Source organism: Acuticoccus sp. (genome assembly GCF_965213555.1).
Classification (GTDB): domain Bacteria; phylum Pseudomonadota; class Alphaproteobacteria; order Rhizobiales; family Amorphaceae; genus Acuticoccus.
On sequence record NZ_OZ243890.1, the window covers coordinates 2,439,758 to 2,465,352 of the forward strand.

The 25,595-nt window shown below is 69.3% G+C and carries 17 protein-coding genes, 2 tRNA genes and 1 pseudogene; 13 read left to right on the forward strand and 7 right to left on the reverse strand.

Features of this window, described 5'->3' with window-relative positions:
- Window positions 1-7: 7 nt before the first annotated feature.
- Entirely contained in the window at window positions 8-1,027 is a 1,020-nt protein-coding gene (locus ACOOE8_RS11570; RefSeq protein WP_420391622.1) for a glycosyltransferase family 2 protein, read from the reverse strand.
- Window positions 1,024-2,085, reverse strand: coding sequence for a glycosyl transferase family 1 (locus ACOOE8_RS11575; protein WP_420391623.1), 1,062 nt, complete (start codon window positions 2,083-2,085; stop codon window positions 1,024-1,026). The genes ACOOE8_RS11570 and ACOOE8_RS11575 overlap by 4 nt, the downstream gene beginning before the upstream one ends.
- Window positions 2,086-2,591: 506 nt before the next feature.
- On the opposite strand from ACOOE8_RS11575, the gene ACOOE8_RS11580 reads away from it, so the two are divergent.
- From ACOOE8_RS11580 to ACOOE8_RS11605, 6 genes are all read left to right on the forward strand, one after another.
- Window positions 2,592-3,590, forward strand: a complete 999-nt coding sequence (locus tag ACOOE8_RS11580) for a glycosyltransferase family 2 protein (RefSeq protein ID WP_420391624.1) — start codon at window positions 2,592-2,594, stop codon at window positions 3,588-3,590.
- A complete protein-coding gene (locus ACOOE8_RS11585) occupies window positions 3,587-5,854 on the forward strand; it encodes a Wzz/FepE/Etk N-terminal domain-containing protein (RefSeq protein ID WP_420391625.1) in 2,268 nt (755 codons plus the stop codon). Before ACOOE8_RS11580 ends, ACOOE8_RS11585 begins: the two co-directional genes overlap by 4 nt.
- A 565-nt stretch (window positions 5,855-6,419) precedes the next feature.
- Window positions 6,420-7,256 carry a sugar transferase gene (locus tag ACOOE8_RS11590; RefSeq protein WP_420391626.1) on the forward strand — a complete coding sequence of 279 codons (837 nt, stop codon included), beginning with the start codon at window positions 6,420-6,422 and terminating at the stop codon, window positions 7,254-7,256.
- Between the two features lie 87 nt (window positions 7,257-7,343).
- On the forward strand, window positions 7,344-8,693 hold the full coding sequence (locus ACOOE8_RS11595; RefSeq protein ID WP_420391627.1) for an SLBB domain-containing protein: 1,350 nt from the start codon (window positions 7,344-7,346) through the stop codon (window positions 8,691-8,693).
- Window positions 8,694-9,169: 476 nt separating this feature from the next.
- Window positions 9,170-10,633 (forward strand): lipopolysaccharide biosynthesis protein, encoded by a 1,464-nt coding sequence (locus ACOOE8_RS11600; protein ID WP_420391628.1) that lies wholly within the window; start codon window positions 9,170-9,172, stop codon window positions 10,631-10,633.
- Window positions 10,634-10,643: 10 nt separating this feature from the next.
- The gene (locus ACOOE8_RS11605) at window positions 10,644-11,678 is read left to right on the forward strand and encodes a phosphoribosyltransferase (protein ID WP_420391629.1); all 1,035 of its coding nucleotides are present in this window, start codon (window positions 10,644-10,646) and stop codon (window positions 11,676-11,678) included.
- A 243-nt stretch (window positions 11,679-11,921) separates the two neighbouring features.
- On the opposite strand, the gene ACOOE8_RS11610 is transcribed toward ACOOE8_RS11605, so the two are convergent.
- The 3 genes from ACOOE8_RS11610 to ACOOE8_RS11620 are packed head-to-tail and all read right to left on the reverse strand — an operon-like array spanning window position 11,922 to window position 16,503.
- Entirely contained in the window at window positions 11,922-12,995 is a 1,074-nt protein-coding gene (locus ACOOE8_RS11610) for a glycosyltransferase (protein ID WP_420391630.1), read from the reverse strand.
- 40 nt (window positions 12,996-13,035) lie between these two features.
- Complete coding sequence (locus ACOOE8_RS11615) at window positions 13,036-14,133, reverse strand: glycosyltransferase (protein ID WP_420391631.1); 1,098 nt, start codon at window positions 14,131-14,133, stop codon at window positions 13,036-13,038.
- Between the two features lie 12 nt (window positions 14,134-14,145).
- Window positions 14,146-16,503: a hypothetical protein gene (locus tag ACOOE8_RS11620; RefSeq protein ID WP_420391632.1), complete on the reverse strand. Its 2,358-nt coding sequence runs from the start codon at window positions 16,501-16,503 to the stop codon at window positions 14,146-14,148.
- Window positions 16,504-16,977: 474 nt separating this feature from the next.
- On the opposite strand from ACOOE8_RS11620, the gene ACOOE8_RS11625 reads away from it, so the two are divergent.
- The 3 genes from ACOOE8_RS11625 to ACOOE8_RS11635 all read left to right on the forward strand — a co-directional run bounded on the left by ACOOE8_RS11625 (window position 16,978) and on the right by ACOOE8_RS11635 (window position 20,596).
- A complete protein-coding gene (locus ACOOE8_RS11625; protein WP_420391633.1) occupies window positions 16,978-18,180 on the forward strand; it encodes an acyltransferase family protein in 1,203 nt (400 codons plus the stop codon).
- A 178-nt stretch (window positions 18,181-18,358) separates the two neighbouring features.
- On the forward strand, window positions 18,359-19,264 hold the full coding sequence (locus tag ACOOE8_RS11630; RefSeq protein WP_420391634.1) for a Crp/Fnr family transcriptional regulator: 906 nt from the start codon (window positions 18,359-18,361) through the stop codon (window positions 19,262-19,264).
- Between the two features lie 597 nt (window positions 19,265-19,861).
- Window positions 19,862-20,596 carry a response regulator transcription factor gene (locus ACOOE8_RS11635; protein ID WP_420391635.1) on the forward strand — a complete coding sequence of 245 codons (735 nt, stop codon included), beginning with the start codon at window positions 19,862-19,864 and terminating at the stop codon, window positions 20,594-20,596.
- A gap of 21 nt (window positions 20,597-20,617) precedes the next feature.
- Here the strand turns inward: ACOOE8_RS11635 and ACOOE8_RS11640 are convergent.
- Window positions 20,618-20,702, reverse strand: a tRNA-Tyr gene (locus ACOOE8_RS11640).
- Between the two features lie 66 nt (window positions 20,703-20,768).
- On the opposite strand from ACOOE8_RS11640, the gene ACOOE8_RS11645 reads away from it, so the two are divergent.
- Window positions 20,769-21,491, forward strand: a complete 723-nt coding sequence (locus tag ACOOE8_RS11645) for a TrmH family RNA methyltransferase (RefSeq protein WP_420391636.1) — start codon at window positions 20,769-20,771, stop codon at window positions 21,489-21,491.
- A 15-nt stretch (window positions 21,492-21,506) separates the two neighbouring features.
- On the opposite strand, the gene ACOOE8_RS11650 is transcribed toward ACOOE8_RS11645, so the two are convergent.
- Window positions 21,507-21,863 (reverse strand): hypothetical protein, encoded by a 357-nt coding sequence (locus ACOOE8_RS11650; RefSeq protein ID WP_420391637.1) that lies wholly within the window; start codon window positions 21,861-21,863, stop codon window positions 21,507-21,509.
- Between the two features lie 115 nt (window positions 21,864-21,978).
- On the opposite strand from ACOOE8_RS11650, the gene ACOOE8_RS11655 reads away from it, so the two are divergent.
- From ACOOE8_RS11655 to ACOOE8_RS11665, 3 genes and pseudogenes are all read left to right on the forward strand, one after another.
- A tRNA-Thr gene (locus tag ACOOE8_RS11655) sits at window positions 21,979-22,054 on the forward strand.
- Between the two features lie 268 nt (window positions 22,055-22,322).
- Window positions 22,323-23,483 carry a DEAD/DEAH box helicase family protein gene (locus ACOOE8_RS11660; RefSeq protein WP_420391638.1) on the forward strand — a complete coding sequence of 387 codons (1,161 nt, stop codon included), beginning with the start codon at window positions 22,323-22,325 and terminating at the stop codon, window positions 23,481-23,483.
- A gap of 151 nt (window positions 23,484-23,634) precedes the next feature.
- Window positions 23,635-25,452: pseudogene (locus tag ACOOE8_RS11665) on the forward strand (arsenate reductase (azurin) large subunit); the annotation flags it as partial.
- Window positions 25,453-25,595 lie beyond the last annotated feature (143 nt).

Genomic DNA, 25,595 nt, shown 5'->3' on the forward strand with positions numbered 1-25,595 from the left:
TGCGGCATCAACGGCGGCCGATCCCGAACAGGCCCTCGACGAACCCCAGCGACCACGCGAAGTGCATGACGACGGCGGCCGGGCCGGACAGGAGCACGCAAGGCTCGTGCTGCACGAGGCCGAGGACCGCGCCGTAGCCGAGCGAGGCGGCGAGCCACAGGAGCGCAGGGAGTGCCATCAGCGCACCGAGCCAGGGCAGGCCGAGCGCGATCGCCAGCGGCGCCACGACGGCTGCAAGGGAGGACGGCGCGACCATGACGAGGATGATCTGGCGCAGCTTCAACGGCTTGCGGTGTTTGACATGCGTGCGTGCGCGGCCACGGCCGTAGCGCCGGTACTGGCGGAAGAGCTCACCCGCCGTCGAGCGCGGGAAGTAGATCGGTCGAACCTTGTCGGTCAGCCAGAGGCGCCCCCCGCTCGCGGTGAGCCGCGCGTCGAACTCGGCGTCCTCGTTGTGCGTGAAGGTCTCGTCGTACCCGCCGAGCCGGCGGAACGCCGCCATGCGCATCAGCGCGTGGTGCCCGTGATCGACGTAGGCCGCGGACGCGTCCCTCCGGTGGCTCGAGCCGCCGTTGCCGAGCCGCGCGTTCTGCGCCGCGGCCACCGCGCGCTGGAAGCAGCCGAGCCCCACCGTGCGCATCCCGACCACGACGGAGTCGGCCCCCGTTGCCTCGGCCTCGCGCACCAGCTGACGGCAGTAGTCCGCGGGGTAGACGCTGTGCGCGTCGATGCGGATCAGGAGGTCGGCCTCCTCCCCGTAGAGCTCGACGGCGCGGTTGATCCCGGCGCTCTGGATGCGCTGCGGGTTGTGCATGAGGTCGACCCTCGCCTCCTGTCGGGCGATCGCCTCCACCTGCTCGAGCGTCCCGTCCTCGCTGCCGCCGTCGGCGACGACGATGCGCAGGGGCAGGTCCTTCGCGTTGGTCAGGATCTGCTTCAGCAGCCCCGAGATGTGCGCCGCCTCGTTGAGCGTGGGGATGACGACGAGGATCGCCTTCGCGCGCATGACGACGAGCGGCGCGGTCATGACGCCCTCGCCATCGCCTGCCCGCCGCCCGCAGTCGCGAGCCGCTCGACAAGAGCCCGGCAGTCCGCGTCGGTGGCGACGAAGGTGGTGCGCGGGATGGTTGCGACCCGGTCGCCCTCCGCCCGGTAGCGCGCCTCGTGGAGCGTCGAGAACGTGCGGACGAGTTCCTCTTGGAGGTCGTCGCCGAACACCATGCCGAAGCCCCAGGCCTCGAGCGCCCTCGCCGTCTGCGTCCCGCGCCGCGCCAGCGGAACCGCGCGGTAGGCGCCGGCCTCGTAGAGCCGGTTGGGCAGCAGCCACTCCGAGTTGCCGCCCGCCTCGAAGTAGTCGATCGCCCATACGAAGTGCACGTCGTGATAGATCGCCGGAAGGTCGTCCGGGTTCGCATAGGGCCCGTGGTAGGTCGCGTGCGGCCATCGTGCCACCGTGTCCTCGAAGTCGTCGAACACCGCGGACGACGGGCGTCCGCGAATGACGACCTCGACGCGTCCGTCGAGGGCGGAGGCGAGGGTGCCGAGGAGCTCGAGGGAGCGCGCGCAGCGCAGCGCGCCGAACACCCCGATGCGCCATGGCGGCCCGGCAGCCCGCGGCGCGGCGAGCGGCTCGGGCGCGTTCAGCACCTTGTTCTCGACGAGGAGCGTCGGCAGCCGCACCGCCGACGTCGGGTCGAAGTACTCCTCCACGAAGGCCGGCGAGCTCACCAAGAGGAGGTCCGCAGCGGCGGCGAGCCGACCCTCGACGGTGCGCAGCACCCGCGCCCGGCCGGAGCGCCCGAGCAGAAGGCGGTGGACGTCGAGGACCTCGTAGGTCAACGGCGGGGAGGAGGGGTCGCGCGCCTTCAGCGCCTGGGCGAGCGGCATCGTCTCGAGGTTGCGGGCGACGATGGCGTCGACCGGGCCGAGCGTGCGCGACAGCCGCCCCGCCGAGGCGCGGGCGCTTGCGACGGCCATCGCGCGTTGGGTGAACGCGGCGTCGGCGGTGCGGTCGAGGGCGATGGGGCGGACGCCAGCAACGGTTGCCGGCGGGGATGCGCCACGGTAAAAGCCCAGCAGTGCCACATTCGCGCCACCAATCCGCAGCATGTCGACGCGTCGCGCCACGGCAGGGTCGCCGAGGTCATGTACTAAATATGCAATCCGCAAGGGTCGTGCCCCAAGTGTTCGTCGTTCGTCGAGGGGTCGCCCCTGGCGTGTGGTCGGGGCTCGTGTCGTCTGAGGAGTGCCAACTATATGGCGGCGCCGGCTTGGCCGTGCATCAACATTTGACAGCCTGCTCGACCCTGCCGCATGGGCAAGCAACGTGCGGTGCAACAACCCGCCGGGATCATTCAACTTTTGTTATGGCGACTGTGGTCCGTGGCGGTAACCTGTCTGAGGATGTGCCAAGGTATGACGGAAGCGCCCGCCTTGCCGACAGCCTCCAGCGTGACGAGGACGTGGCATGGTTCGGTCGCCCAGCGCGGCCGAGGGAGCCGAGGGACATGGCGGTGCTTGTCGGCCGTGGCTAGTTCGAACGTATGACGCCAGCCGCACCCGTCGCGCCGTCCGAAGCGCGCCGCACCTGCGTGATCGTCCCAGCCTACAACGCTGAGGGGACGGTCGCCCGCGCGGTGCGCTCGGCGCTGATGCAGCCCGAGGCGACGCGGGTCATCGTCGTCGACGACGCCTCGAGCGATGGCACCGCCGAAGCTGCACGCGCGGCCGACGACGGAACGGGGCGCCTCACGGTCCACGTGCTCTGCGCGAACGGCGGCCCTGCGGCAGCCCGCAACGCGGCGATCGCGCGCTCCGACGAGCCGGTCATCGCCATCCTCGACGCCGACGACCGCTTCGCGCCGGGCCGGCTCTCGCAGCTTCTGTGCGTGCCGGATTGGGACCTCATCGCCGACAACATCGCGTTCGTGCGTGAGGAGGACCTCACCGACGCGGCGCTCCCACCGATGGCGCGTCCCGCCGCGGTGACGACCCTCGACCTCGAGGGGTTCGTGCGCGGCAACATGACCCGGCGCGGGCGCGGGCGCCGCGAGCTGGGCTTCCTGCACCCCCTGATGCGCCGTGAGTTCCTCGAGCGCGCGGGCCTCGCCTACGCGCCAGACATGCGCCTCGGCGAGGACTACGACCTCTACACCCGCGCGCTCCTCGCCGGGGCGCGCTACAAGCTCGTGGATGCCGTGGGCTACCACGCGGTGGAGCGGGCGGGGTCGCTCAGCGGCACCCACCGCACGGCCGACCTCGCGCGGCTGTGCCAGGTGGACACGGCGCTGCTCGGCGACCACCGGCTCGCCGGCTGCGAGCGGGTGGCGGTCCTCGCCCACCGGGCCAACACCGCGCGGCGCTACCACCTGCGCGCGTTCCTCGACGCGAAGCGGCACGGCGGGATGGCGCGGGCGGCGGCCTACCTCGCCGCCCATCCAGCGCATGGTCCGAGCGTCGTGGTCGACCTCGGGCGCGCGAAGTGGGATGGGCGCCACGCATCGTCCAGGGATCGCCGGCCCAGGACCTTGTTCGACGGGACGGTGCTTGCGGCGGCGCCGCAAGCCACGGCGCGGGGAGACACCGAATGACGATTGTTCGCGATCCTCACGAGCCCTGGGCCGGGGCTCCCCTGCCGGCGTCCGTCCCTCCGGGCTACGTCGGTTGGTCGGCGGCCGAGGCGCGGGGGAGGAACGGCGGCACCGGCGAGTACCTCGACCTCGGCCTCGTGCTGCGCATGGTGAGGCGGCAGGCTTGGCTCGTGGCCCTGTGCGTCATCGTCGGCATTGCGCTGGCGGTCGCCTACGTCGTCACCGCGCAGCCGCTCTACACGTCCTCGGCGACGGTCCTGCTCGACGAGGAGCGCGCCGAGCTCCTCGACCTCGTCTCGTCGCTGCCGAGCGCCGCGCTCGGCGACGCGTCGGTGCAGAGCGAGGTGGAGATCCTGAAGAGTCACGAGCTCGCGTTGCGCGTGGTGGATCGCACGAACCTCACCGAGCGCGCCGAGGCCCTCGACACCGAGCCGACGTTGATCGCAGCCGTCATCGGCACGGCGCGCGGCTTCGTCGGCGGCGTCATCGACGCGATGTCGGCCGAGCCGGACGTCGCGGCGGAGGCGGCGGCCGAGGCGCCGCTCGACCCGAGGCGCGCCCTCGCCGAGACGCTGCGGCGCAACCTCGTCGTCGAGCGCGTCGGCCGCAGCTACGTGCTGCAGCTCTCCTACGAGGCGCCGAGCCCGACGCTCGCAGCGGAGATCGCGCAGGCCTACACCGCCTCCTACCTCGCCTTCCAACTCGAGGCGAACGCGAGCGCGGCCGAGAGCGCGGTGCGCTGGCTTCGCGGGCGCGTCGACACCCGTCGACAGGCGAGCGTCGACGCGACGCGCGAGCTCGAGCGCTTCCGCCGCGTGAACGACCTCATCTCCGTCGGCAGCCGCCTGTTGTCCGAGCAGCAGCTCTCCGAGGTGATGAGCCAGCTCATCCTCGCTGAGGCGGAGGCGGCCCGCGCGGGCTCGGTGTGGTCGCAGGCCAACGCCGTGCTCGACGACGGGGCGGACGAGGCGCTCGCTGCCTTGACCCCGTCCGGCGAGGGTCGCGCATCGGCGGCGGTCGAGGAGCTCAAGGGCGCCTACCTCGGCGCGCTGCGGCGCAGGCGGACCATCGTCGAGGAGTTCGGCACGGACCACCCGGAGGCGCTCCGGCTCGACCGGGAGCTCGTGCAGACCGAGGCGATGATCCGGGAGGAGCTCGGACGCCAGGTGGTCGCCGCGAAGAACGCCTACGACGCTGCGAACAGCCGCGTCGTGGCCCTGCGGGAAGGCCTCACCGCGGCGATGACGAACTCGACCGCCGGCGAGGAGACCTTGTCGCGCCTACGTCAGCTCGAGCAGACCAACACGACGTTCTCGGAGATGTACCAGGACGCGCTGACGCGGCTCGAGAAGGCGGTGCAGCAGCAGTCGGTGCCCCTCGTCGCGGCTCGCGTCATCACCGAGGCGAACCTGCCCAAGGGCGAGAGCAGCCCGTCGAAGTCGCGTTCGCTCGCGATCGGGGTGTTCCTCGGCCTCGTGTTCGGCGCGGGGCTCGGAGCGTTGCGCGAGGTGCGCCGTGACGCGCTGGAGACCAAGGAGGACGTGCGCCAGATGATCGGCCAGCCGCTGGTCGCGGTGGTGCCGCGCAGCAGGCTGCGCCCGAAGGCGTCCTCGCCGAGCCTCGTGCCGCTGCGTCGGCGCAGCAGGAAGCCGCCGCAGCACCGGCCTCCGGCGGAGCTTTCGGCTGCGTTGCGGTCCGTCAAGCTCGCCATCGACGAGCACAACCCGCGGCAGGGTGGCCGGACGGTGGCGTTCCTGTCGGCGCGCCCGAACGAGGGCAAGACGACGCTGTCCATCTACCTCGCTTCGATGCTGGCCGAACACGGGTTCAGGACGCTGCTCATCGACGCCGACCCGCACAGCTTCGCGGCGACGCGCATCCTGCGGCCCGACGCCTCCATGGACCTTGCCTCCAACGTCGAAGGCGAGCGTAGGCCCGAGGTCGACGAGCTTCCGCAGGTCGGGGCCGATCCGTGGTACGTCCTGCCGTTGTCGCCGAAGGCGCGTCCGTTCGCGGGCATCGTGCAGGCTGGGACCGAGGGGATCACGGCCGAGATCAAGCGCTACCGGGCAAGCTTTGACTACATCATCTTCGACGGCGTCGCGGCGAGCATCGGTCGCGAGGCGGCAGCGCTGGCGCCCCACGTCGCGACCGCGGTCATCGTGAACCGCCGTCGCCACGCCAGCGCCAGCGAAGTACGCGACGTCGCGGAGGCGAGCCAGTGGCAGGGCAAGCTCGCCGGCGTCATCTTGAACAAGGCCTGAACGTGTTGCTGCTGACCTCGGCGGGTTGGCCGAGGTCATCCGCGTTGTCATCCAATGGACAAGACTCGGTGCTTCAACGCCTCCGTTGATGACCGACGTGATTAACCTCTCGTTATTTCAACAATAATTCTAAACGACCTCTTCGGTCGGGTCCACGCTCTGCTCGACAACCGGCTTACGGAGCCCGGATGGCGTCGTCGTCGATCCGTGCTCGGGGCTGCTCGGTGCGCATCAACAGGCCGAGCTCTGCGTTCTTGTCGGGTCAGGTCTGACAAGAGCGAAGACTTGTTGGCGGCGTCATGAACGCTGAGTGAACCGCGCGTAGAACGTCTAAGGTTTCTTGTCGACCGTCACCAAACGTATAAGTTGTTATGGTTCCATCGTGTTCGCAAAAAACTGCCACGATGTCGCCAGAGACTTAACGATTGATACAGCGCGGCCTCGTCGCCTGGGTGACATGGTCACGCAATAGCTGCCGATCCGTGACCCCTACAGCTGGGCTGTGGGCCGATCGTCCGCGGTCTGAGCGAAGCGGCCGGCAGCCTGAGGACATGGACTGGTTCAGATGAAGAGCATGGAAACCATCGGCTCGATGGCTGGCGAGGGGCGCGACCCAGTGTCGGACCTGACGACTGCCATCGGCGTGCCGGTGCGTCGTTCACACGCGGCCGCGGTGCGGTTGTCCCGGGCTCCGGTTGCGCGGATGCGAGGAGCACTGCGTATTACTCGGCTGCCGGCCGCCATCGCAACGATTCGGTTGCGACGCGCGAAGGCTGAGGCGGACCCGGTTGTCGGGGGTGGCGTAAAGCGCGGCTTCGACGTCGTGGTCGGCGGCGCCGCACTCATCGTGGCCTCGCCGTTCATCGCGCTCGCGGCGCTCGCGATCCGCCTCCAGGACGGTGGGCCCGCGTTCTTCTGCCATGACCGGGTCGGCCGTGGCGGCAGGACGTTCTCGTGCATGAAGCTGCGCACGATGGTGGTCAACGCCGACGTCGCGCTGCGCGAGCTCCTCGAGCGGGACCCCGGGGCGGCCCAAGAGTGGGCCGAGACGCACAAGCTGAAGAACGACCCGAGGGTCACTTGGCTCGGCCGCTTCCTGCGCAAGTCGAGCATCGACGAGCTGCCGCAGCTCATCAACATCGTGCGCGGCGACATGAGCGTCGTCGGGCCGCGCCCAGTGGAGCCCACCGAGCTCGAGCAATACGGCGCGCACCGCGAGCGTTACTTGGCGGTCCGTCCGGGTCTGACCGGCCCGTGGCAGATCAGTGGGCGCAACGACTCGACCTACGAGGCGAAGGTCCTGCTCAACACCACCTATGCTGAGACGTGGTCGCTCGGTCGTGATATCATGATCGTGACGAAGACGATCCCCGCGGTGATGCGGGCGCGTGGAGCGTATTGAATGACGTCATGGAGCCGGTCGGACAGCCAGCGACCCCGAGGCCGTGCGGCGCTCTGCCGTCGCGTCTTCACCGTGTTGGCCGTCTCCGTGGCCTTGCTCCCCCCGGTCGTCCTCGCTCCGGCGCTCGCCCAAGGGACGACGCCGCGCGCCGGGGCGGTCGAGCCGGCGCAGGCCGGTGCGGGCGACGGCCTCGATGGCTACATGCTCAGCCCGTTCGACACGCTGGCCCTCAGCGTGGCGCGGTGGGACCCGAGCACCGGCGAGCTCGTCGGGGTCGAGTGGCTCACCGGAGAGCACCGCATCGGCGGTGACGGCAGCGTCGGCCTGCCCCTCATCGGCGCCGTCGACGCCGCGAGCATGACCCGTGGAGCGCTGGCGCGCGAGGTGGCGCGGCGCCTAAGCCGCGAGCTCGGCATTGCGGACGGGCTCTACGTGTCGCTGAACATCGTCAAGCATGCCCCGTTCTTCGTGGTCGGCGCGGTCGAGTCGCCCGGCGAGTACGAGTTCCGCCCTGGCCTCAGGGTGTTCCAGGCGGTGGCGCTCGCCGGTGGACCGCCGCGCGAGCAGACGCTGTTCTCGCGCACCGAGCGCGATGCCACGCGCGCCCTCGGCGATCACCGGCTCCTCAAGGTGGAGCGCTGGCGCGAGCTCGCGAGGCTCGCGCGGCTCGAGGCCGAGCTTGCGGGGGAGGACGTCGTCGCGACCCCTGCCGAGCTCGCCGACGTCGAGCTTGCCGATCAGCTTCTCGAGGTGGAGCGCGAGATCCTCATCGCGCGCCGCGACGACTTCAACTCCTCGCTCGCCGCCATCGAGGAACTCAAGGCGCTCCTCGAGCAGCGCATCGAGAAGCTGCGCGAGGAGGTGGCACTGCGTGAGGAGCTGTTGTCGTCGACCCGCGAAGAGCAGGCGAGCGTCGAGCAGCTCGTGGAGCGCGGCCTGTCGCGGCGCAGCGCGGCGAACGACGTGAGCCGGGAGCTCGCCGAACTCGAGGCGCGGCTCTTGGAGCTCGAAACGACGATCCTCACCGCCGAGCAGCAAATCAGCGAAGCCGAGCGCGACCGCCTCGACCTCATCGGCGATCGCAGGGTCGCCATCATCACCGAGCTGCAGAACACCCGCACCGAGCTCAACTCCATCGCGGTGCAGCTGGAGACCGCCGAATCGCTGTTCGCCGAGGCGGCTCGGTTCGGCACGACGATCGAGGCGCTCAACGAGGGGCGGGACACCGGTTCACCGGTCTACAAGGTCACCCGCACCACCGAGGTTGGGACGACGACGGAGGTCGTCGACCTCGAGGCGCAGCTGAGGGCCGGCGACGTGCTTCTCGTCGAGCCGCCGGACCTTGATGCGTCCGGCGCGGTTTCGGAGCTGGCGCGGCAGCGCCTCGGTGCGGGGCCGCTGTCGTCCACCGCGTTCGCCGCACCCCAGGCCGACTGACGGCGCGGCCCATCTTGCGTCCCCGCCGGCGCACCACTCCGGCGAACATCTCCTGGTCCATCGTCAGCAGCTCCGGCCGAAGGCTACGCCCCTCCGTCCCGGCAGCGTTCGTTCCGCGACTGGCTCGCGAACCACCACCGCGACGGCGCGGCGAGGCGCCATCTTTGAGTGGCAGACCAACCTGAGATTCTATGTTAGGATGTACTCCTTAGCCGGGTGTTCGATGGGGCATCCGACGAATGGCCGAGGCCTCGACCGCGTGGCACCCGACGACGTTTGCGATCGATGACGGGCGGGGGGACGGATGCGTCCACGCACAGCTTGACGGACGGCTCGACCGGCTTCGCCGCCGTGACCTTGGCCGAACGTTGCCGACATCACCCGCGACGGGAGCCTCGCGACGCCTCGATGATCTCGCGCCTCGACCCGGCGGCACGCCTCGGCCGGACCGCGCCGCGCCCGCCTTCCTTCGCACCATGACGCCCGCAGCGGGCATCGCCGTCACCGGCGCGGCGCAGGCGTGCCGCATCGTGGTTTCCTTCACCTCCGGCATCGTCCTCGCGCGCCTGCTCAGCCCGGAGGACTTCGGACTGGTCGCGCTCGTCGCCCCGGCGGTCGCGCTGATCGGCCTCGTCCAGGACCTCGGCCTCAACCAGTCGACCATCCAACGGCCGAACATTACGCAGGGGCAGGTCAACGGCCTGTTCTGGATCACCTTCGCGTTGAGCTCCGCGCTCGGCACGCTGCTCGCGGTCTCGGGTCCGGCGCTCGCGGCATTCTTCGACGAGCCGCGGGTCGTGCCGCTCGCCATGGCGTTCGGCGGGCTCGTCGTCGTCTGGAGCACGCAGTCCCAGCCCATGGCGCTCCTTGCCCGCCGTATGCACTTCGGCCGCATGGCGCTCATCGACGTGACCGCGGTCCTCGTCGGGTTCGCGGTCGGCGTCGCCGTGGCGCTCGCGACGCGCAGCCACTGGGCCCTCTTCGCCTCCATGCTCGCCTCGGGCCTGACGAGCACGACGGCCGCGCTAATCGTCAGCGGCTATCGCCCTGGGCGGGTGGACTTCGCCGGCCAGTTCAACGCCCTCGTGGGCTTCGGCTCCAGCGTGTCCGCGTTCAACGTGTTCAACTTCCTGTCGCGGAACGCGGACAACCTGTTGATCGGTCGCATCCACGGGGTGGTCGAGCTCGGGCTCTACGACAGGGCGTACAAGCTCCTCCTGTTTCCGCTGCAGCAGGTCGGCAACCCGCTCAGCCGCGTGATGGTGCCCTACCTCTCGCGCACGCTGGACGATGGTGAGCGCTACCGGTCCGGCTACCTCACCTGCCTCACGGGGCTCCTCGCGCTCATCCAACCGGCCGTCCTCGTCGCCGTGCTCTACGCCGACATGGTGTTCCTCGTCCTGCTCGGTCCGGACTGGCTCGCCGCCGCGCCGATCTTCGCGTGGCTCGGCATCGCGGGCTTACAGCAGGGAATGGGGACGACCCTGTCGTGGCTGTTCCTCAGCCAAGGCCGCGGCAAGGACTACCTGACGCTCGGCGCGGCGCAGTGTGTGATCATCCTGACGGCGTTCGCGATCGGCGTCAGCGACGGCGCGGTGGGCGTCGCGCGCGCGTACGCCATCGCCGACACGTTCATCAGGTTCCCGCTGGCGTGCACCATTGCGCTGAAGGTGGGCCCCGTGCGGCTCAGGGACTTCCTGCCCTGTGTCCTGCCGCACGTCATCGCCCTCGGCGCGTCGGCGGGGATGCTGTTGTTGCTCAGGTCGACCGAACCACCGTCCTCGTTCCTGACGCTCGCGGGCCTCACCTTCACGTGCTACCTAGCCTACGGATCCGTTCTCTTGCTCTGGCCTTCCAAGCGAACGATGGTCGCCGCGGCTCTCAGCAACGTTTCTCCGCGTCTTCGGTTGGGCCGATACGGTTTGTTTGTGTCGAGGTAGAGCTGAGCCCATGCAGTACCGATCCATCGCCGACATGAATGCTGCCATCCAAGCCGGCATGTGGCGGCTGCCCCGTGACATCGACCTCGTCGTCGGCGTGCCGCGGAGCGGTCTGCTCGCTGCGACCCTGATGAGCCTCACCATCAACGCGCCCCTCGCCGACCTCGACGGGTACTGCGAGGGTCGCGTGCTCGCGGTCGGCAAGACGCGCCGTCGGGCCGAGCGGGTGCGAGCTCCTGGCGAGCGACGGCGGGTCGTTGTCATCGACGACAGCATCTTCCACGGCACCGCCATGCGCGAGGCACGCCGCCAGGTGGAAGAGGCCGGCCACGGCGACGACGTCACCTTCGTCGCGGTGTTCGGCAACGGGACGGACCACAAGGACGCCGACCACGTCCTCGAGGCGGTGGGGCAGCCGCGCTTCTTCCAGTGGAACGTGATGCACCACGCGATCCTCGCCGACGCGTGCATGGACATCGACGGCGTGCTCTGCCACGACCCCACCGCCGACGAGAACGACGACGGGCTGAACTACGAGCGCTTCCTCCGCGAGGCGCGGCCGCTCGCGATCCCGACGCGCCCGGTCGGCACGCTCGTCACCAGCCGCCTCGAGAAGTACCGTGCCCTCACCGAGGCTTGGCTGAAGGAGTGGGGCGTCGAGTACGGCAAGCTCGTCATGCTCGACCTGCCGGACATGGAGACCCGTCGCCGCTCGCGCGCCCACGGCAGCTACAAGGGGCAGGTCTACGCCAGGAGCAGGGCGCTGCTGTTCGTCGAGAGCGAGCACCACCAGTCGCTCGAGATCGTCGCCGCCTCCGGCAAGCCGGTGCTGTGCACCTGCTGCTTCAACCTTCTGCGGCCGGGCCAGCATGATCCGATCGCCCTGCGCCAGCAGGTCGCCACGCTGCCGCGGCGCTTCGTGCTGGCGAAGACGCCGCTGACCAACGTCCGGTCCGCGAAGCTCCTCGTGCGCCGTCTCGTCGGCGACACGGTGATCAGGATCGCGAAGCGCTCGCTGTCGACGGACCGCACGCGCTCGCGCTGAGGTGCGTGCGGTCGGTCGCCGATGCGCGTTCGCCACGGCAGCGCAGCACGGTCGGTCAGGAGCGCATGGCAAGCCCGCCGGTGCGACGCGGTGCCGACCGTTGGAGCGCCTCGCCTCGTCGGCCGCCTCACACGCTGATGAGGGGATCGCGGCCGCGCAACCAACCTTAGGACCCGACGTGGTCGCTGGCGCGGTGGTGTTTATGGTCGGGTGGCGGCCGCCGACCTCTCGTGCCGCCAGCTCCTAGGCGGAGGCGACGGCGGGTCGACCGGCCGCGGTGCTGTACCGCTCGACCGCTCGGGTCAGGGCGTCGACGACGTTGCCGATCTGGCGCTCCTCCTGGAGTTCGGGGCGCTCGGCGTACCGCCGCGCCGCCTTGCTCATCGCCGCGTGGTAGGTGTCATCGTCCCACAGTCGGCGGACCGCGGCGACCCAGTCGTCGATGGGCGCGTCCGGAGCGATGAGCACGCCGCCCTCGCCGACGGACTCCACGAGCCCACCGTGCGCGGAGGCCACCACAGGAACCCCGCTGCAGTGCGCCTCGGAGGCGATGCGGCCCCAAGCCTCCTCCCACTGGCTCGGGACGAGGAGCACACGTGCCTTCGCGTACACCGACCGCATGTCGCGGGTGCGTGGGGCGATCGTCACGTTCGGGGCTGCCTTCTGCCGGGCGGCGTTGATGCGCTGCTGCTCAGCGTCGAGGGGCCAAGCCTCCACGAAGACGAACGGGATGTCGGGGCAGCGCTCGGCGACGTCGAACGCGATGTCGCGGCCCTTGAGGGGGTGCGGGTTGATGAAGGTGACGTTCCGCGGGTCGACCGTGTCGGCCGCGTACTTGGAGGCCAGCACGAAGGGCGGCACGGCGATCGGGTCGATGCCGAACACGTCACGGTACTTGGCTCCGGTGAACTCCGAGTTGGCGAGGTAGACCGTGTCGTCCGGCAGGTCGCGGGGGTCGCCGCCGAGCTTGTGGAACTCGACGTCGCGCAGGTAGACCGCGAGCGGCGTGCCGGCCGCCGCGAACGCCTTCGCCGTGCGGAACGGGTAGCCCGAGGTGACGAGCACCACGTTCGGCCGCACCGCCTTCAGCACATCGGCCGGGTCGTCCCAGACGAACCAACGGCGGTACGTGGGGTAGCCGGGCAGCGTGTCGCGGACGAAGCCGCGCCCGAACAGCCTGAGGCGAAGTCGCGTCCGGTACCCCACGAGGTCCTTGTGGTAGATGCCGGCGAGGACCGACACCTCATGCCCGCGCTCGATGAGCTTTTGCGCCAGCTCGTGGGTGCTCGACTGCGAACCGCCGGCGATCTGGGGCACGTGCGGATGCGCGGTGACGCACAGGATCCGCACAACGGGGCTACGCGGCCTGGGAGGCGCGGTCGTCGCGCGCCGGGATCCCGGCAATGGCCTGTTGGAAGATGTCGAGCAGCGTCGCGACCTGCTGCGCACGGTCGAGCGCCGGACGCTCGGCGTGCCTTTGTGCCGCCTGCGTGAGCCGGGCGTAGTTTGCCTCGTCGTGCCACATGGCCTTGAGCGCCGACGCCCAATCGGAGATCGGGGCATCCGGAGGGACGAGCTGTCCGCCGGGCCCGACGGCCTCAGGCAGGCCACCGATGCGCGACGCGAGCACGGGGATCGCGCTGCAGTGCGCCTCCGCGGCGATCCGCCCGAACGCCTCCTCCCACTGGCTCGGCGCCAGGACCACCTTGGCGCGTTCGTAGACCGTGAGCATGTCGCGGGTGCGTGGCATCAGCGTGACGTTGGGCAGCGCGGCGACCTGCGCGAGGAGCCTTTCGCGGGCGTCGCCGTCGAACGTCCACGCCTCGACGAAGTGGAACGGGATGTCCGGGCAGGCCCTGGCGAGACCGAGCGCGACGTTGAGGCCCTTCAAGGGGTGCGGGTTGACGAACACCACGCTCTCGCGGCTCGTCTCGGTCCGGTAAGCCTCGGCGCGAACCAGCGGGTAGACGATCGTGGAGGAGAGACCGAACAGCTCGCGGTACCGTGCGGCGGTGAAGTGCGAGTTCGCGACGAAGCGGGTTCCGAGCAGCGTGCTCGGATCGCCGCCGAGGTCGTCGAGCTCGACGTTGCGCAGGTAGATCACGCAGGGCACCCCGGCGCGCTCGAACGCTCGGGCCAGCGGCACGGGGTGTCCGGACTGCATGACGGCCACGTCGGGGCGCACGCGCCGCACCACCTCGTCGACGGCCTGCACCGGATCCCAGGCGCGGTGCACGCGGTAGCCGAGACCGTCGTCGACGACGCTGAGCGACCGGCCGAGCTTGAGGCGCACCCGGCTTTTGAACCCGAGGACGCCCCGCGTCGTCAGCCCCGCCAGCATCGCCGCCCGATGCCCGTGCGCGAGGAACTCCGGCACGAGCTCGTGCACGCTCGACTGCGCGCCACCGGCGATCTGCGGAATGTGCGGGTGCTGAGTGGCGAAGAGGATGTTCATGGCGCTCCGCGGTCAGGCAAGACCCATACCGCCGTCACTAAGAACGTCAACGACCGATTGAGCCAATCGTTCAGCGATGATCCCGTACGTCTCAACGTTGAAGTGGATCGTGTCGAAGTCCGGCAGCCCCGCCGTCGACGCACCGAGGTAGACCCTGCCGTCGGCGGCGATCAGGTCGTCCTGCCCGTCGCGGACCGCGTCGATGGCGCCCACGGGGTCGCCGAGCCAGGTGCCCGGGCCCTCCGGGAACGTACCGAGCTCTTGGATGAAGATCGGCACGTCGTCGAACCGCGCCCACAGGTACTGGAAGACCTTGAGCGTCGCCGCCTCCATGGCATCTACGATCTCCGCCCCGTTGGAGAAGTCGTTCAAGATGGCGCGCGCGTCGTCCTCGCCCTGCGCCCAGATGATGGCGTCGAGGTCCGCGCCGGCGTCGAGGGTCGCCCGGATCGCCGACACCGCCTCGAGGAGCGGCTGTCCGGGCCGGTCCGTCTCGAGGTTCCACCAGAACGAGCGGGGGTCGGCGAGCGGGTTCGAGCCGGAGCCGCCGCGCGCGGCCTCGATCACCGTGGGGGTGACGCCGGTCTCGGCGGCGATGGTGTCCGCGAAGACTTGGCTCCCGAGGGGCCCCGGGCTCGTGTCGCCGGACGCGCGCGAGAAGTGCCGCTCCGCGTTCGACTGCCCGAGGAAGGCGAACACGTCGAAGTCCCTGGGGTCGAAGTCCGGCGTCGCATCCGTCGGCGTCAGCGTGATGGTGTCGACGCGGGCGAACTCACCGTCCCGGCGCGTGCCGCTCAGCGTGACGACGTCGCCCGGCGCGAGGTCGACGTCGAACGTCGCATGGCCGACGAGGACCCCCGCCGAACCCGACCCTCCGACGCCGCTCCAGCTGTCGATCGCCGTGCCGTTGACCGCCAGCGTGTAGACGGCAGCCCCATCGCCTTCGTTGAAGTAGGAGACGTCGATCCGGTGGGTCCCTGCCGCGCCCTCGAACACGCCGGAGGCCGTGCCGCTGGTGGTGGTCTTGATGTTCTCGCCGCCGGACGCCTCGGCGCGCGGCTCGACGACGTAGCCCCCCGCAAGGTCGAGGTCCTCCGCCTCGTTGAGGCCGACCGCGAGGCGGCCGGGCTCCGGCGGCGGTGCGTCGCTGCGCGCCTTCAAGGTCAGGCTGTCGACCCGCGCGAACTCGCCGGCGTCCTTGGAGCCGGTGATCGCGATGGTGTCGCCGTCCTTGAGGGTCACCGGGACGGTGCGGGTCGTGAGCACGCCGGCGCCGCCGGAGCCGCCGACGCCGCTCCACGTCGCGACCACGGTGCCGTTGATGGAGAGGCGGTAGTCGGAGGCGCCGTCGCTCTCGTTGAAGTACGACACCACGAGGTCGAACGCGCCGTCGGCACCGTCGTAGACCCCGCTCGCCGTCCCCGTCCCGGACGCCTTGATGTTCGCCCCGCCGGACGCCTCGGCGCGGGACTCCACCGCGTAGGCCCCTGACAGGTCGAGCGCCTCGGCCTCGTTGAGGCCCAGGGCGATGCGCCCAGGCGGCGGAGGGGGCGGTGTCGTGCCCCGCTCCTCCAAGGTCAGGCTGTCGATGCGCGCGAACTCGCCGGCGTTCTTGGAGCCGGTGAGGGAGACGACGTCGCCGTCGGCAAGGTCGAGGGCGATGGTGCGCGTGGTAAGGACGCCCGCGCCCCCCGATCCACCGCGGCCGGCCCAGGTGTCGACCACCGTGCCGTTCACCGACAGCGAGTAGCTCGATTGCCCGTCGTTCTCGTCGAAGTAGGAGACGACGAGGTTGAATGCGCCGTCGTCGCCCTCGTAGCGCCCGCGGGCGCTGCCGACCCCCGTCGACTTGATGTTGGCCCCGCCGGAGGCGCCCGATCGCGCCTCGACGACGTAGTCTCCGCCAAGGTCGAGGTCCTCCGCCTCGATGGTGCCGAGCGCGATCGTCGGCAGTGCGGGGCCGCTGCCATCGTCCGGCACGATGGTGAGGCTATCGAGGCGTGCGTACTCCCCGGACTCCTTCCGTCCGGTTAGAGCAATCACGTCCCCGTCCTCGAGAAAGACGCCGATCCGTCGCGTCATCAGCGTGCCGGAGGCACCGGCACCGCCGAGCCCCGTCCAGCTCTCGACCACCGTGCCGTTGATCGCCAGCGTGTACGGGGAGGCGCCATCGGACTCGTTGAAGTAGCCGATGTCCAGGAAGTAGGTCCCGGCGGAGCCGCTGAACGTGCCCTTTGCGACGCCTGCTCCACTGCCGCCCTTGGCCGCCACGTTGGCATCGCCCGACGCCTCGCTGCGTGCCTCGACGAGGTAGCTGCCGGAGAGCGCCATGGCCTCGACCTCATTGAGGCCGATCGTCACCGTCTTCACTGCCATATCCACCACTTGCAGAGGCTTGCCATTGCAGCGTTGCCCGAGACTGTCCCTGCCATCGCCCAACCCGCAATCGGCGGTGAACGACCGAAACCCTTCGCCACCTTCACATGTGTGGCGCTTCTGTGTATTGGTTTACACGAGACGCAAACGTCACGCAACATGATGACTGATTTGCAGAATCACCGACTCGCCACCGAACCAGACGGGCGAGGGCAAGCTACAGCCGTGAGCGACCAAGGCGAGATCGGGCGACGGCGGCGCCGTTGAGCCGCAGCGGTCGCGATCGACCGCCCACAGCGACCATCGCTATAGTAATATCAATGAATAACGAGCTACATGTGTTTTAGATCAATTTACAAAAGCCTAACCAAGCCATCAAATGTAAACGCACCTTCCCGGATGCCACGGTAGCGCCTGATCGACTGACCTTCGGTGCCGGCGGGGAGTAGTGCGTTGGATCATCCATATGTGACCCCGACGGCGACACGATCCGGCGGACAGGCGCACGGCGAGATCGCTGGTGCGCGGCCAGCCGGCTTCTCCGTCGGACTTGAGAGCCTGCGAGGCATCGCGGCGTCGTTGGTGGTGCTGTACCACGCGATGCTCGTCTTCCAAGTCGGCCTGCACGGTGAGCCGCACCGTACACCGATGGACGTGTCCGACCCCGCGCTCTTCGCGCTGCACGCGCTGATGGCGGTGTTTAACGGACCGAACGCGGTCATCCTGTTCTTCGTCCTCAGCGGCACCGTGCTGACGCTCTCCCTCGACCGTGCCGGCGCGGTCAGCGGACGTGGCTTGGTCGGGTACTACGTCCGCCGCCTGTTCCGCATCATGCCGCTGCTCGCGTTCGTCGCCCTGCTGGCGGTCGTGGCGCACCTGATGATCGCAGCACGCGAGCCGCTCAGCACCGGCACGGATTGGATGCAGGCGTACTATCGTCACGAGCCCGGGCTCGGCGAGCTGGTGCTCAACGCGATCGGCTGGTCGAACAGCCTCAACTCGCCCACCTGGACGATCCGCATCGAGATCCTCGCCTCCCTGGTGTTTCCGCTGCTCTACGTCCTGCGCGGATCGCCCGCCATCGTCGCTGCGATGTTGGTCGCCCTGTCGGCACTCGCGTTCGCCAACCTCGAGCCGGTCCGCTTCCACGTGTTCCTGATCTCGTTCTACCTCGGGGCGCTCATCCCGCTCGTCGCTCCGCGCGTCGAGGCGCTGATGGAGCGTGTCGGACCGTTCGCGGTCGTGACCGTCGTGGTGGCGGCGATCGGCTTCGCCGCAGCAGCCGAGCGGCTTTACCGGCCGTGGGTCCACGTGGAGCCGGCCCGCGTGCTCCTCATCAGCGGTGCGGCTGCCGTCCTCGTGTGCGCGGTCTACTGCGGCATCGGTAAGCGCCTGCTCAACACCCGCGTGTTCGCGTTCCTGGGGAAGGTGTCCTACAGCGTCTACCTCATCCACTTCGGCGTGCTGTTTGCCGTTGCCTACGCCGTTGCGCCGTACCTCCCACAGGAGCTCGACCCATTCTCCGCGGTCGCCGCGAACGTCGCCCTCGGGATCGTGTGCCTACCCATCACCGTTGCAATGTCGGCGCTCAGCCATCGCCTCGTCGAGAAGCCGTTTCAGAACGTCGGCCGCACGGTGTCACGCAAGCTGATCGGTGGCTTAAGGACCTGATCTGCGGCTCGCAGCAGGAACGCCTAAGAACGGTGCCGCTGCATAAAGAACGAGCGGCCGCCGCACAACATCTGAACTTAAGCGGTGGCTTGGTCAGCAACACACCTCAAGTTTGGTGTCGGGCGGCCACGGTACGCGTGTTTCTGCCATGCAGTTTGCGGTCTGGCCGAAACGATACTTGAACCTTATCGTCAATCAACGCTTTACGGTACGGGCGTTGGACGCATCGGGGACGCGCAGGCAAAACGTTGCGCTGCACCTCTCGTTGAACGCCCCGGGTTGCCGCATCGGGGGATGTAACGTGGTCGACTCTCATAAGCCGCTGACGCGCCGCCTGTGTGCGCTCTCCGAATGCGACGGAGACACGGTCGACGACATCGAAGCGATGCAGACCCTCCTCGAGGTTCGACGCGGCGGCAGTGAGATCTGCCACCAGGGCTCGCGGACGCGGCGGGCCTTCGCGGTGGTGTCGGGGTGGCTGCTGCGCACGCGCATCCTGAGCGACGGGCGCCGTCAAGTCCTCGGCTTCGTCCTGCCCGGGGACGTCATCAACCTCGCATGGCACTCGAACCCGGTGGTGCCGTGCAACATCGAGTGCCTCACCGACGCGACCATCGTCGACATCGGCGCGTTGCGCGAGCACGTGATGAGGTCGCCGTTCAACGATCCCGTCTGCGCGGCCGTGCGCAGCAGCTTAGCCATGGACGACGTGGCGATGCTGTCCAGCGTCAGCCGCCTCGCCCGCCAGTCCGCCTACGAGCGCCTGGCGCTGCTTCTCCTCGACCTGCGCTTCCGCCTGTCCCTCGTCTCCCTCGCGGACGCCACGTCCTTCCACATGCCGGTGACCCAGCAGGTGCTCAGCGATGCGCTGGGCCTGAGCATCGTCCACGTCAACCGCACGCTCATGCAGCTTCGACGCGACGGCTTCGTGCAGACGCAGCAGCGCATGCTCATGCTGCCGGACCCCGAGGCGCTGGCGCGGCTCGTTGACTATGCGGAGCCCGCCATCACCGACCGCGAGCTTCCCGTGTCGACGCCGAGCAACACGATGCGGTTCCCGCGCCTGGTGAGCGCGACGGCCTGACCGGCGCACCGACGGCCCCCCCAGAGACGGGCCAGCCGTCGGATCTGCGTCCGTCGGACATCGCTCAAGCCGTAAGGTGCGGGCAGAACCGCGTGTCCGGTCGCGGCTCGCGTCGCTGCAGGGAACGTGCGGTTCGGCCGGACGGCAGCGGTTCGACGCGATCTACACGCAGGTGTTCGTCTGCCTGCTGTGCCGGCCGCAATGGAGGATCTGCCAGTCCGCCTCGTGTAAGGCGTCGCCATCGGTCGTTCCTGCCACCTCGACCGCATCCAAACCGATGTTGAAGCCGATGTCGCGCCTCCGGGGTGAGGGACGGAAACGATCTCCGTCTGCACCACCGCGATGGCGGCGCTCGTCCCGGACTCGGCGAGCGCGGCGGACGACAGGTCCAGTCGTGAACACACGATCGACGTTCAGGGCCCGGCTATTCCTCCTAAGGTTGCAGAAAGTTGTTGGAGGATCGGACAACTTCCGCCAAGTTGGAGGGGCTGGCTCGCGCGTCGCCGAAGCGCTGCAACGACCTGCGGCGCCGCTGCCGTGGCACCTCGGCCCGCGGGCGCAGCGTCGAAGCTGGGACGCGACGGCGGAGTGGAACGCATGGACGGGGAGCGGCACAGCGAGGGGACTGATGGACCCGCCGCGGGAGAGCTCGTGCTGGTCGTCGACGACGACGTCAACGCGCGCACTCTGGTCGAGGGGATCGTCGCTCGCGAAGGCTTCAGCGTCGTCGGTGCCAGCGGGGTGGCCGCCGCGGAGGACGTCCTGCGCGCGAGCGACGTCATCATCGCGTTGCTCGACCTTACGCTGCGAGACGGCAACGGGCTCGACCTCGTCAAGCGATTGTCCCTCGATCCCCTTGTCGGGACCATCATCCTGTCGGCACGGGCCGACGACACCGACCGGATCATCGGCCTCGAGGTTGGCGCGGACGACTACCTTGCGAAGCCGTTCCACCCACGGGAGCTCGCCGTACGGCTGCGGCGTCACGCCACGCGGCTGCGCACCATCCGCGAGCTGACGCGGTCACGCGACGACAAGCGCGCCAACATCGGGCCGTGGTCCATCGACGAGCAGCGCCGCGCCGTGTTCCACGAAAGCGGCGGCCGAGCCGTCGTCTCGGACGCCGAGTTCCGCACGCTGCTGTGCTTGTTCCACGGTCGCGGCCGCGTCCTGTCCCGGGACACGCTCTACCGTGAGGTTGTCGGTCCTGGCCTGCGCGACCCGCTCGACCGCAGGATCGACGTCTACGTGTCCGGCCTGCGCAAGAAGCTGGCCCTCACCAGGCCGAACGCCATTCGGACGGTGCACGGCGTCGGCTACATCCTCGACTAGCCCCACCGCGATGGTCTCAGCTGGTGGAGGGGGTTGGATTCGAACCAACGTAGGCATAGCCAGCGGATTTACAGTCCGCCCCCTTTAGCCACTCGGGCACCCCTCCCGCGCGAGGCGGCGTGGTAGGCCGTGGTCGGACCAATGTCAACGACGGGAGGCTTGGGGCCGCGCCATGGCACGAGCGGACGAGGACGAGCCCTACTGGCTGTTCGGCCTGCACGCGGTCCGCACGGCGCTCGCCAACCCGCGCCGAGAGGTGCATCGCTTCATCGCGACCACGAACGCGCTACGGCGGCTGGAGCCCCTGCCGCGCGGCGTGGTCGCTGAGAAGGTGGACGTGCGCGTGCTGAACCGATTGCTCGGGGACGTGGTGCACCAGGGAGCGGCGATCCACGTGTCGCCGCTGCCGACGGTGGAGCTCGACGCGCTCGCGGACGGGCGCCTCGTCCTGTGCCTCGACCACGTCACCGATCCGCACAACGTCGGAGCGATCCTGCGCTCGGCGGCCGCGTTCCGCGCCGACGGCGTCGTCCTCACCCGCCGTCACAGCGCCTCCGAGGGCGGGGCGCTCGCCAAGTCGGCGTCCGGCGCCCTCGACCTGGTGCCCATCGCGGTGGTGACCAACCTGTCGCGTGCCCTGGGCGAGCTGCGCGAGGCGGGCTACGCCACCGCTGCGCTCGACAGCGAGGCCGATGTGCCGCTCGACGCCCTCACGCCCTCCGCGCGCTGGGCGTTCGTGCTCGGCGCGGAGGGCAAGGGCGTGCGTCCGGGGGTGCGCGAGGCATGCGACGTCGTTGCCGCCATCGAGGCTCCGGGCGCCCTCGCGTCGCTCAACGTATCGAACGCCGCGGCGATCACCCTTTACACCGCGCAGGCGCGGCTCCTCACCCGATGAGCCGGCTGGCGTGCGTCAGAAGCACATCCGCACGCCGTTCGGCGTGACGACGGTCCCCGTGCGCGGGTTGAACGTGTCCCAGCGCGCCTCGCAGTACGCGTACCAGGCGGGCGTGTAGGGCTTGACCGTCGGGCGTCGGTTCAGCGGCAGAAGGAAGTTGACCGTCGGCGTCACCGGCTGCGTGAAGTACCAGTAGCCCTTGCGGGGCGGGCGCTCCTCGCGCACCGACCACGGCTCGTACCGGCCGAAGTGGCGCGGCGCGCCGTAGGGCTTTCCGGTGTAGTGATCGAAGCCGAGGTCCGCTGCATGGACGACGGACGCGCTGCCCGTAGCAAGGAGGACGCACGCGAAAAAGGTGACGAACGCCCGCATGATCCCTCCGACGACGCTCCCGCGGCGGGCTGACCCTGTCGCAACGCGCCGTCCCGTGCAACGGGCAACGTTGACGGTGCCGTGCGAGGGCACGATAACGTTGCACAAATCGCACGCCGGCTTAGCTCAGTTGGTAGAGCACCTGATTTGTAATCAGGGGGTCGGGGGTTCGAGTCCCTCAGCCGGCACCAATGAGTTCGACGGTGGGGTCGCTGATGAAGCACTCCTGGTGCTTCGACGGGGCGCCACAGCGGCGCAGCTTGCTGAAGCGAAGGTTTACACCCACCTCCGACGGCCGGTTTCACACCTTCACAACGATTGGTCTGAACAAAGCGCGCCCGCTCGAGAGTTGCTGCCGGCTGCATCGAACAGCTTGCCAGCTAGGACCAACCCTTGCGTGCAGACAACTCCATTTAGGACCTGGGCGTCACCGCTGATCGCTGTCGATCCATCGGCGTAGTGCCAGGGATCACGTCGCGGGACCACCGCGCCCTGTCGTTTGGTCAAGCCTTCCTCCGCCTGACGGGTCATGAGCCGCTGCCATGGCAACGGCGGCTCTACGAGCGCTTCTGCGCCGGCCGGCGACCGAAGTCGATCGACCTGCCGACCGGCCTCGGGAAGACGAGTGTGGTAGCGATCTGGTCGCTGAACCACCGGGCGCCGCTCCCCCGACGCCTCGTCTACGTCGTCGACCGTCGCACCGTGGTCGACCCGGCCACGCGAGAAGCCGAGCGTCTTGTCGAAACGCCTTTGACGCCGTCGGCAGATGTCCCCCCCATCTCGACCCTACGCGGCAACCTTGCCGACAACAGGGAATGGCTCGCCGACCCGGGGCATCCGGCCGTCGTCGTCGGTACCGTCGACATGATCGGCTCCCGGCTCCTCTTTTCGGGCTACGGCGTGAGCCGCGCAATGCGCTCGTTCCACGCCGGGCTCCTCGGGATGGATACGCTTCTCGTCCTGGATGAGGCACATCTCGCGGCACTCTTCGAGGCACTCCTGCGCACGCTCGAGGTTATGACCGGTGACAACGGGGTCAAACTGACGACGCTGTCGGCGACGGGCACGAACACACCCGATTTCACGCTGGATGCGGACGATGGCAGGCACCCCGTCGTCCAGGCTCGGGTGAATGCCAGCAAGCGCCCGGCCATCCGCGAGCCATCCAAGCCGGATGGGAAGACGATCGCGCAGCAGGCAATGGCACTTTGCGGTTCGGCGCCGGCCCGCGTCGCTGTCCCTATCGAGCCGCGATCTGGCGCGCAGGGTCGCAGCGGAGATCGCCAAGCGGGACAAGACCGCCAGCGTCACGATGCTCGTCGGCGGAAGGGCGATGCGAGGCACGGGAGGCGCCCGATGGCGGTCAGTGAGATCCCCGTGGACCTTGCCAATCCGGGCCAGGTCTTCGCCTGCCTCGGCTTCATGGAGGCGCATCGGCGACCGACCCTCCCGAGACCCCGAAATCCTGATCGGCGGGGCGATGGCGACGTTCGTCTGGAGCGGGGCGGAGACGTCGGCGCGCTCGCCGCCGCCTGCCGATGGCGGACGTCGGCGCGCTTCCGCCTGGAGGCGGACGGGGACGAGGCCCCTGTCCCGCACGTCCTGCGGCGCCGGGCGTAGCCCCACTCGTTGTCGTACCAGGCGTAGACCTTCACCTGCGTGCCGTTGACCACCATCGTCGACAGCCCATCGACGATCGCTGAGCGTGGATCGTTGACGTAGTCCGAACAGACCCGCGGCTGCTCCTCGTATCCAAGGACGCCCGAGAGGCGTCCGCCAAGACGGGCGCAACGTCCAGCTCGTCATCAACCCGGATTATTGTTGCGTGGTGAACTCCGGCCTCGGCCCGCCCCGCGGAGGGCGCATGGCCGAGATAGGCTTTTCCGAGAAGCGCAACACGCAGCAGCAGCGCGAGGAGCTGCCCGACGAGGCGCACGAGCGCGCGAGGATCGTCTTCGTCGATCCGCGCCGCACGGTCTCGGTGAACGCTTGCGATTTGGAGGCAGGCGCAGACAAGGTCCTGCATTTGGCGGTGAACCCCGGCACCGGCATGGTGCTCCTCAACGCGCTCCTGACGTTCGTCGCCGATCGGGGCTGGATCGACCAGGACTTCATCGACGCCCACACGGCCCAGCGCGAGGCCAGCGAAGGCGAGGGCACGCCGGCCTTGCCGCGCAAGCCGTCGGTGAAGGGCGAGGTGGCACCGCTCACCGACTTCCAGACTGCGCTGGAGGCGAACCGCACGTCACTCGAGGAGGCGGCGGAGATCACCGGCCTCTCGGTTGAGGACATGGAGCGTGCCGCGCGCTGGATCGCCGAGCCCAAGGCGCCCTGGTGAACCTTGCGCTTGCCACCGGCAACATCGGCCGTCCCGGCGGCGGTTGCGTGCGCCTCGGCGGCCACCAGGAAGGCTATGTCAGGCCGTCGGACGCCTTCATCGGCCGCCCGCCCCCCTATGTCGACCGTCTCCTCATCGAGGGCGGGGGCGGCGTCCATCACATCTGTGGCTGCGATCACTACAAGAGGACGCTCAACGCCATTTAGTTCAAGCGCGTCTACAAGGCCCGCACCGACAAGGTGAAGGACGCCATGAACAGCGTCCCCTACGGCGATCGCGAGGCGATGGTCGAGGCGATCATGGGCGCGATCCGCGACGGCGGCCTCTTCGTGGTGGACGTCGACATCGTCCCCACCAAGATCGGCGAGGCGGCGCACGTGATCCTGCCGGCCGCGACCTCGGGCGAGGTGCCGCTCACCTCGATGAACGGCGAGCGGCGCATGCGCCTCACCGAGCGCTACATGGACCCGCCGGGTCGGGCGATGGCGGACGGGCTGATCACGGCGCGCATCGCCAACCATCTGGAGCGCGCCTTCCGCGACCTCGGCAACGCCGAACGGGCGGGCGCCTTCGCCGGCAAGTTCGACTGGCAGACCAACGAGGACGTGTTCATGGACGGCTACCACGCCAACGCCGCCGGCGGGGAGCACGTCACCTACGAGCGGCTGCACGCGATGGGGACGAACGGCTTCCAGGAGCCCGCGGTCGGCTTCGAGAACGGCGAGATCGTCGGCACCAAGCGGCTCTACACGGACGGCAACTTCTCCACCGACGACGGGCGGGCGCGGTTCTGCGTCGCCGAATGGGGCGGCCTGCGCGCCCCCGGCAAGGAGGAGCAGCGCGCGAGCTACGACTACCTCATCAACAACGCCCGGGCGAACCTCGTGTGGCAGTCCGCCTACCTCGACGATCGCAGCGAGCTCGTCATGGACCGCTGGCCCTACCCTACATCGAGATGAACCCCGACGACATGGCCGATGTCGGCGTCGCGGAAGGGGATCTCGCGGAGGTCTACAACGATTCCGGCTCGACACAGGCGATGGTCTACCCGACCCGACCGCACGGCGCGGCGCGACGTTCATGCTGTTCGCCTACCCGACCGGCATTCAGCGCAACGTCGTCAACGCCGGTGTGAATGAGCTGGTGATCCCGAACTACAAGCAGACCCGGAGGAACATCCGAAAGATCGCTGACGCGCCGGCGGCGGTCTCGCACCTGTCCTTCAAGTCGAAGGAGGCGACCTACTCGTAGCCACGTTCGGGCGTCTCCGTTGGGCGCGCCCGTTTCCCACGGGACCCAATGCTCACCGCCTCCTCCCCGACGCGGCGAGCATGCGCCGGACCGACGTCGCCCTCCACGTCGAGGACGTTCCAACGTTGGTCGGCGAGTGGCTT

Bases quoted from the DNA above. Each gene is read 5' to 3' on its own strand.
- ACOOE8_RS11605 (WP_420391629.1), top strand. From the start codon at position 10,644: ATGCAGTACCGATCCATCGCCGACATGAATGCTGCCATCCAAGCCGGC.
- ACOOE8_RS11570 (WP_420391622.1), bottom strand. From the start codon at position 1,027: ATGACCGCGCCGCTCGTCGTCATGCGCGCGAAGGCGATCCTCGTCGTC.
- ACOOE8_RS11615 (WP_420391631.1), bottom strand. From the start codon at position 14,133: ATGAACATCCTCTTCGCCACTCAGCACCCGCACATTCCGCAGATCGCC.
- ACOOE8_RS11590 (WP_420391626.1), top strand. From the start codon at position 6,420: ATGAAGAGCATGGAAACCATCGGCTCGATGGCTGGCGAGGGGCGCGAC.
- ACOOE8_RS11650 (WP_420391637.1), bottom strand. From the start codon at position 21,863: ATGCGGGCGTTCGTCACCTTTTTCGCGTGCGTCCTCCTTGCTACGGGC.
- ACOOE8_RS11585 (WP_420391625.1), top strand. From the start codon at position 3,587: ATGACGATTGTTCGCGATCCTCACGAGCCCTGGGCCGGGGCTCCCCTG.
- ACOOE8_RS11635 (WP_420391635.1), top strand. From the start codon at position 19,862: ATGGACGGGGAGCGGCACAGCGAGGGGACTGATGGACCCGCCGCGGGA.
- ACOOE8_RS11645 (WP_420391636.1), top strand. From the start codon at position 20,769: ATGGCACGAGCGGACGAGGACGAGCCCTACTGGCTGTTCGGCCTGCAC.
- ACOOE8_RS11600 (WP_420391628.1), top strand. From the start codon at position 9,170: ATGACGCCCGCAGCGGGCATCGCCGTCACCGGCGCGGCGCAGGCGTGC.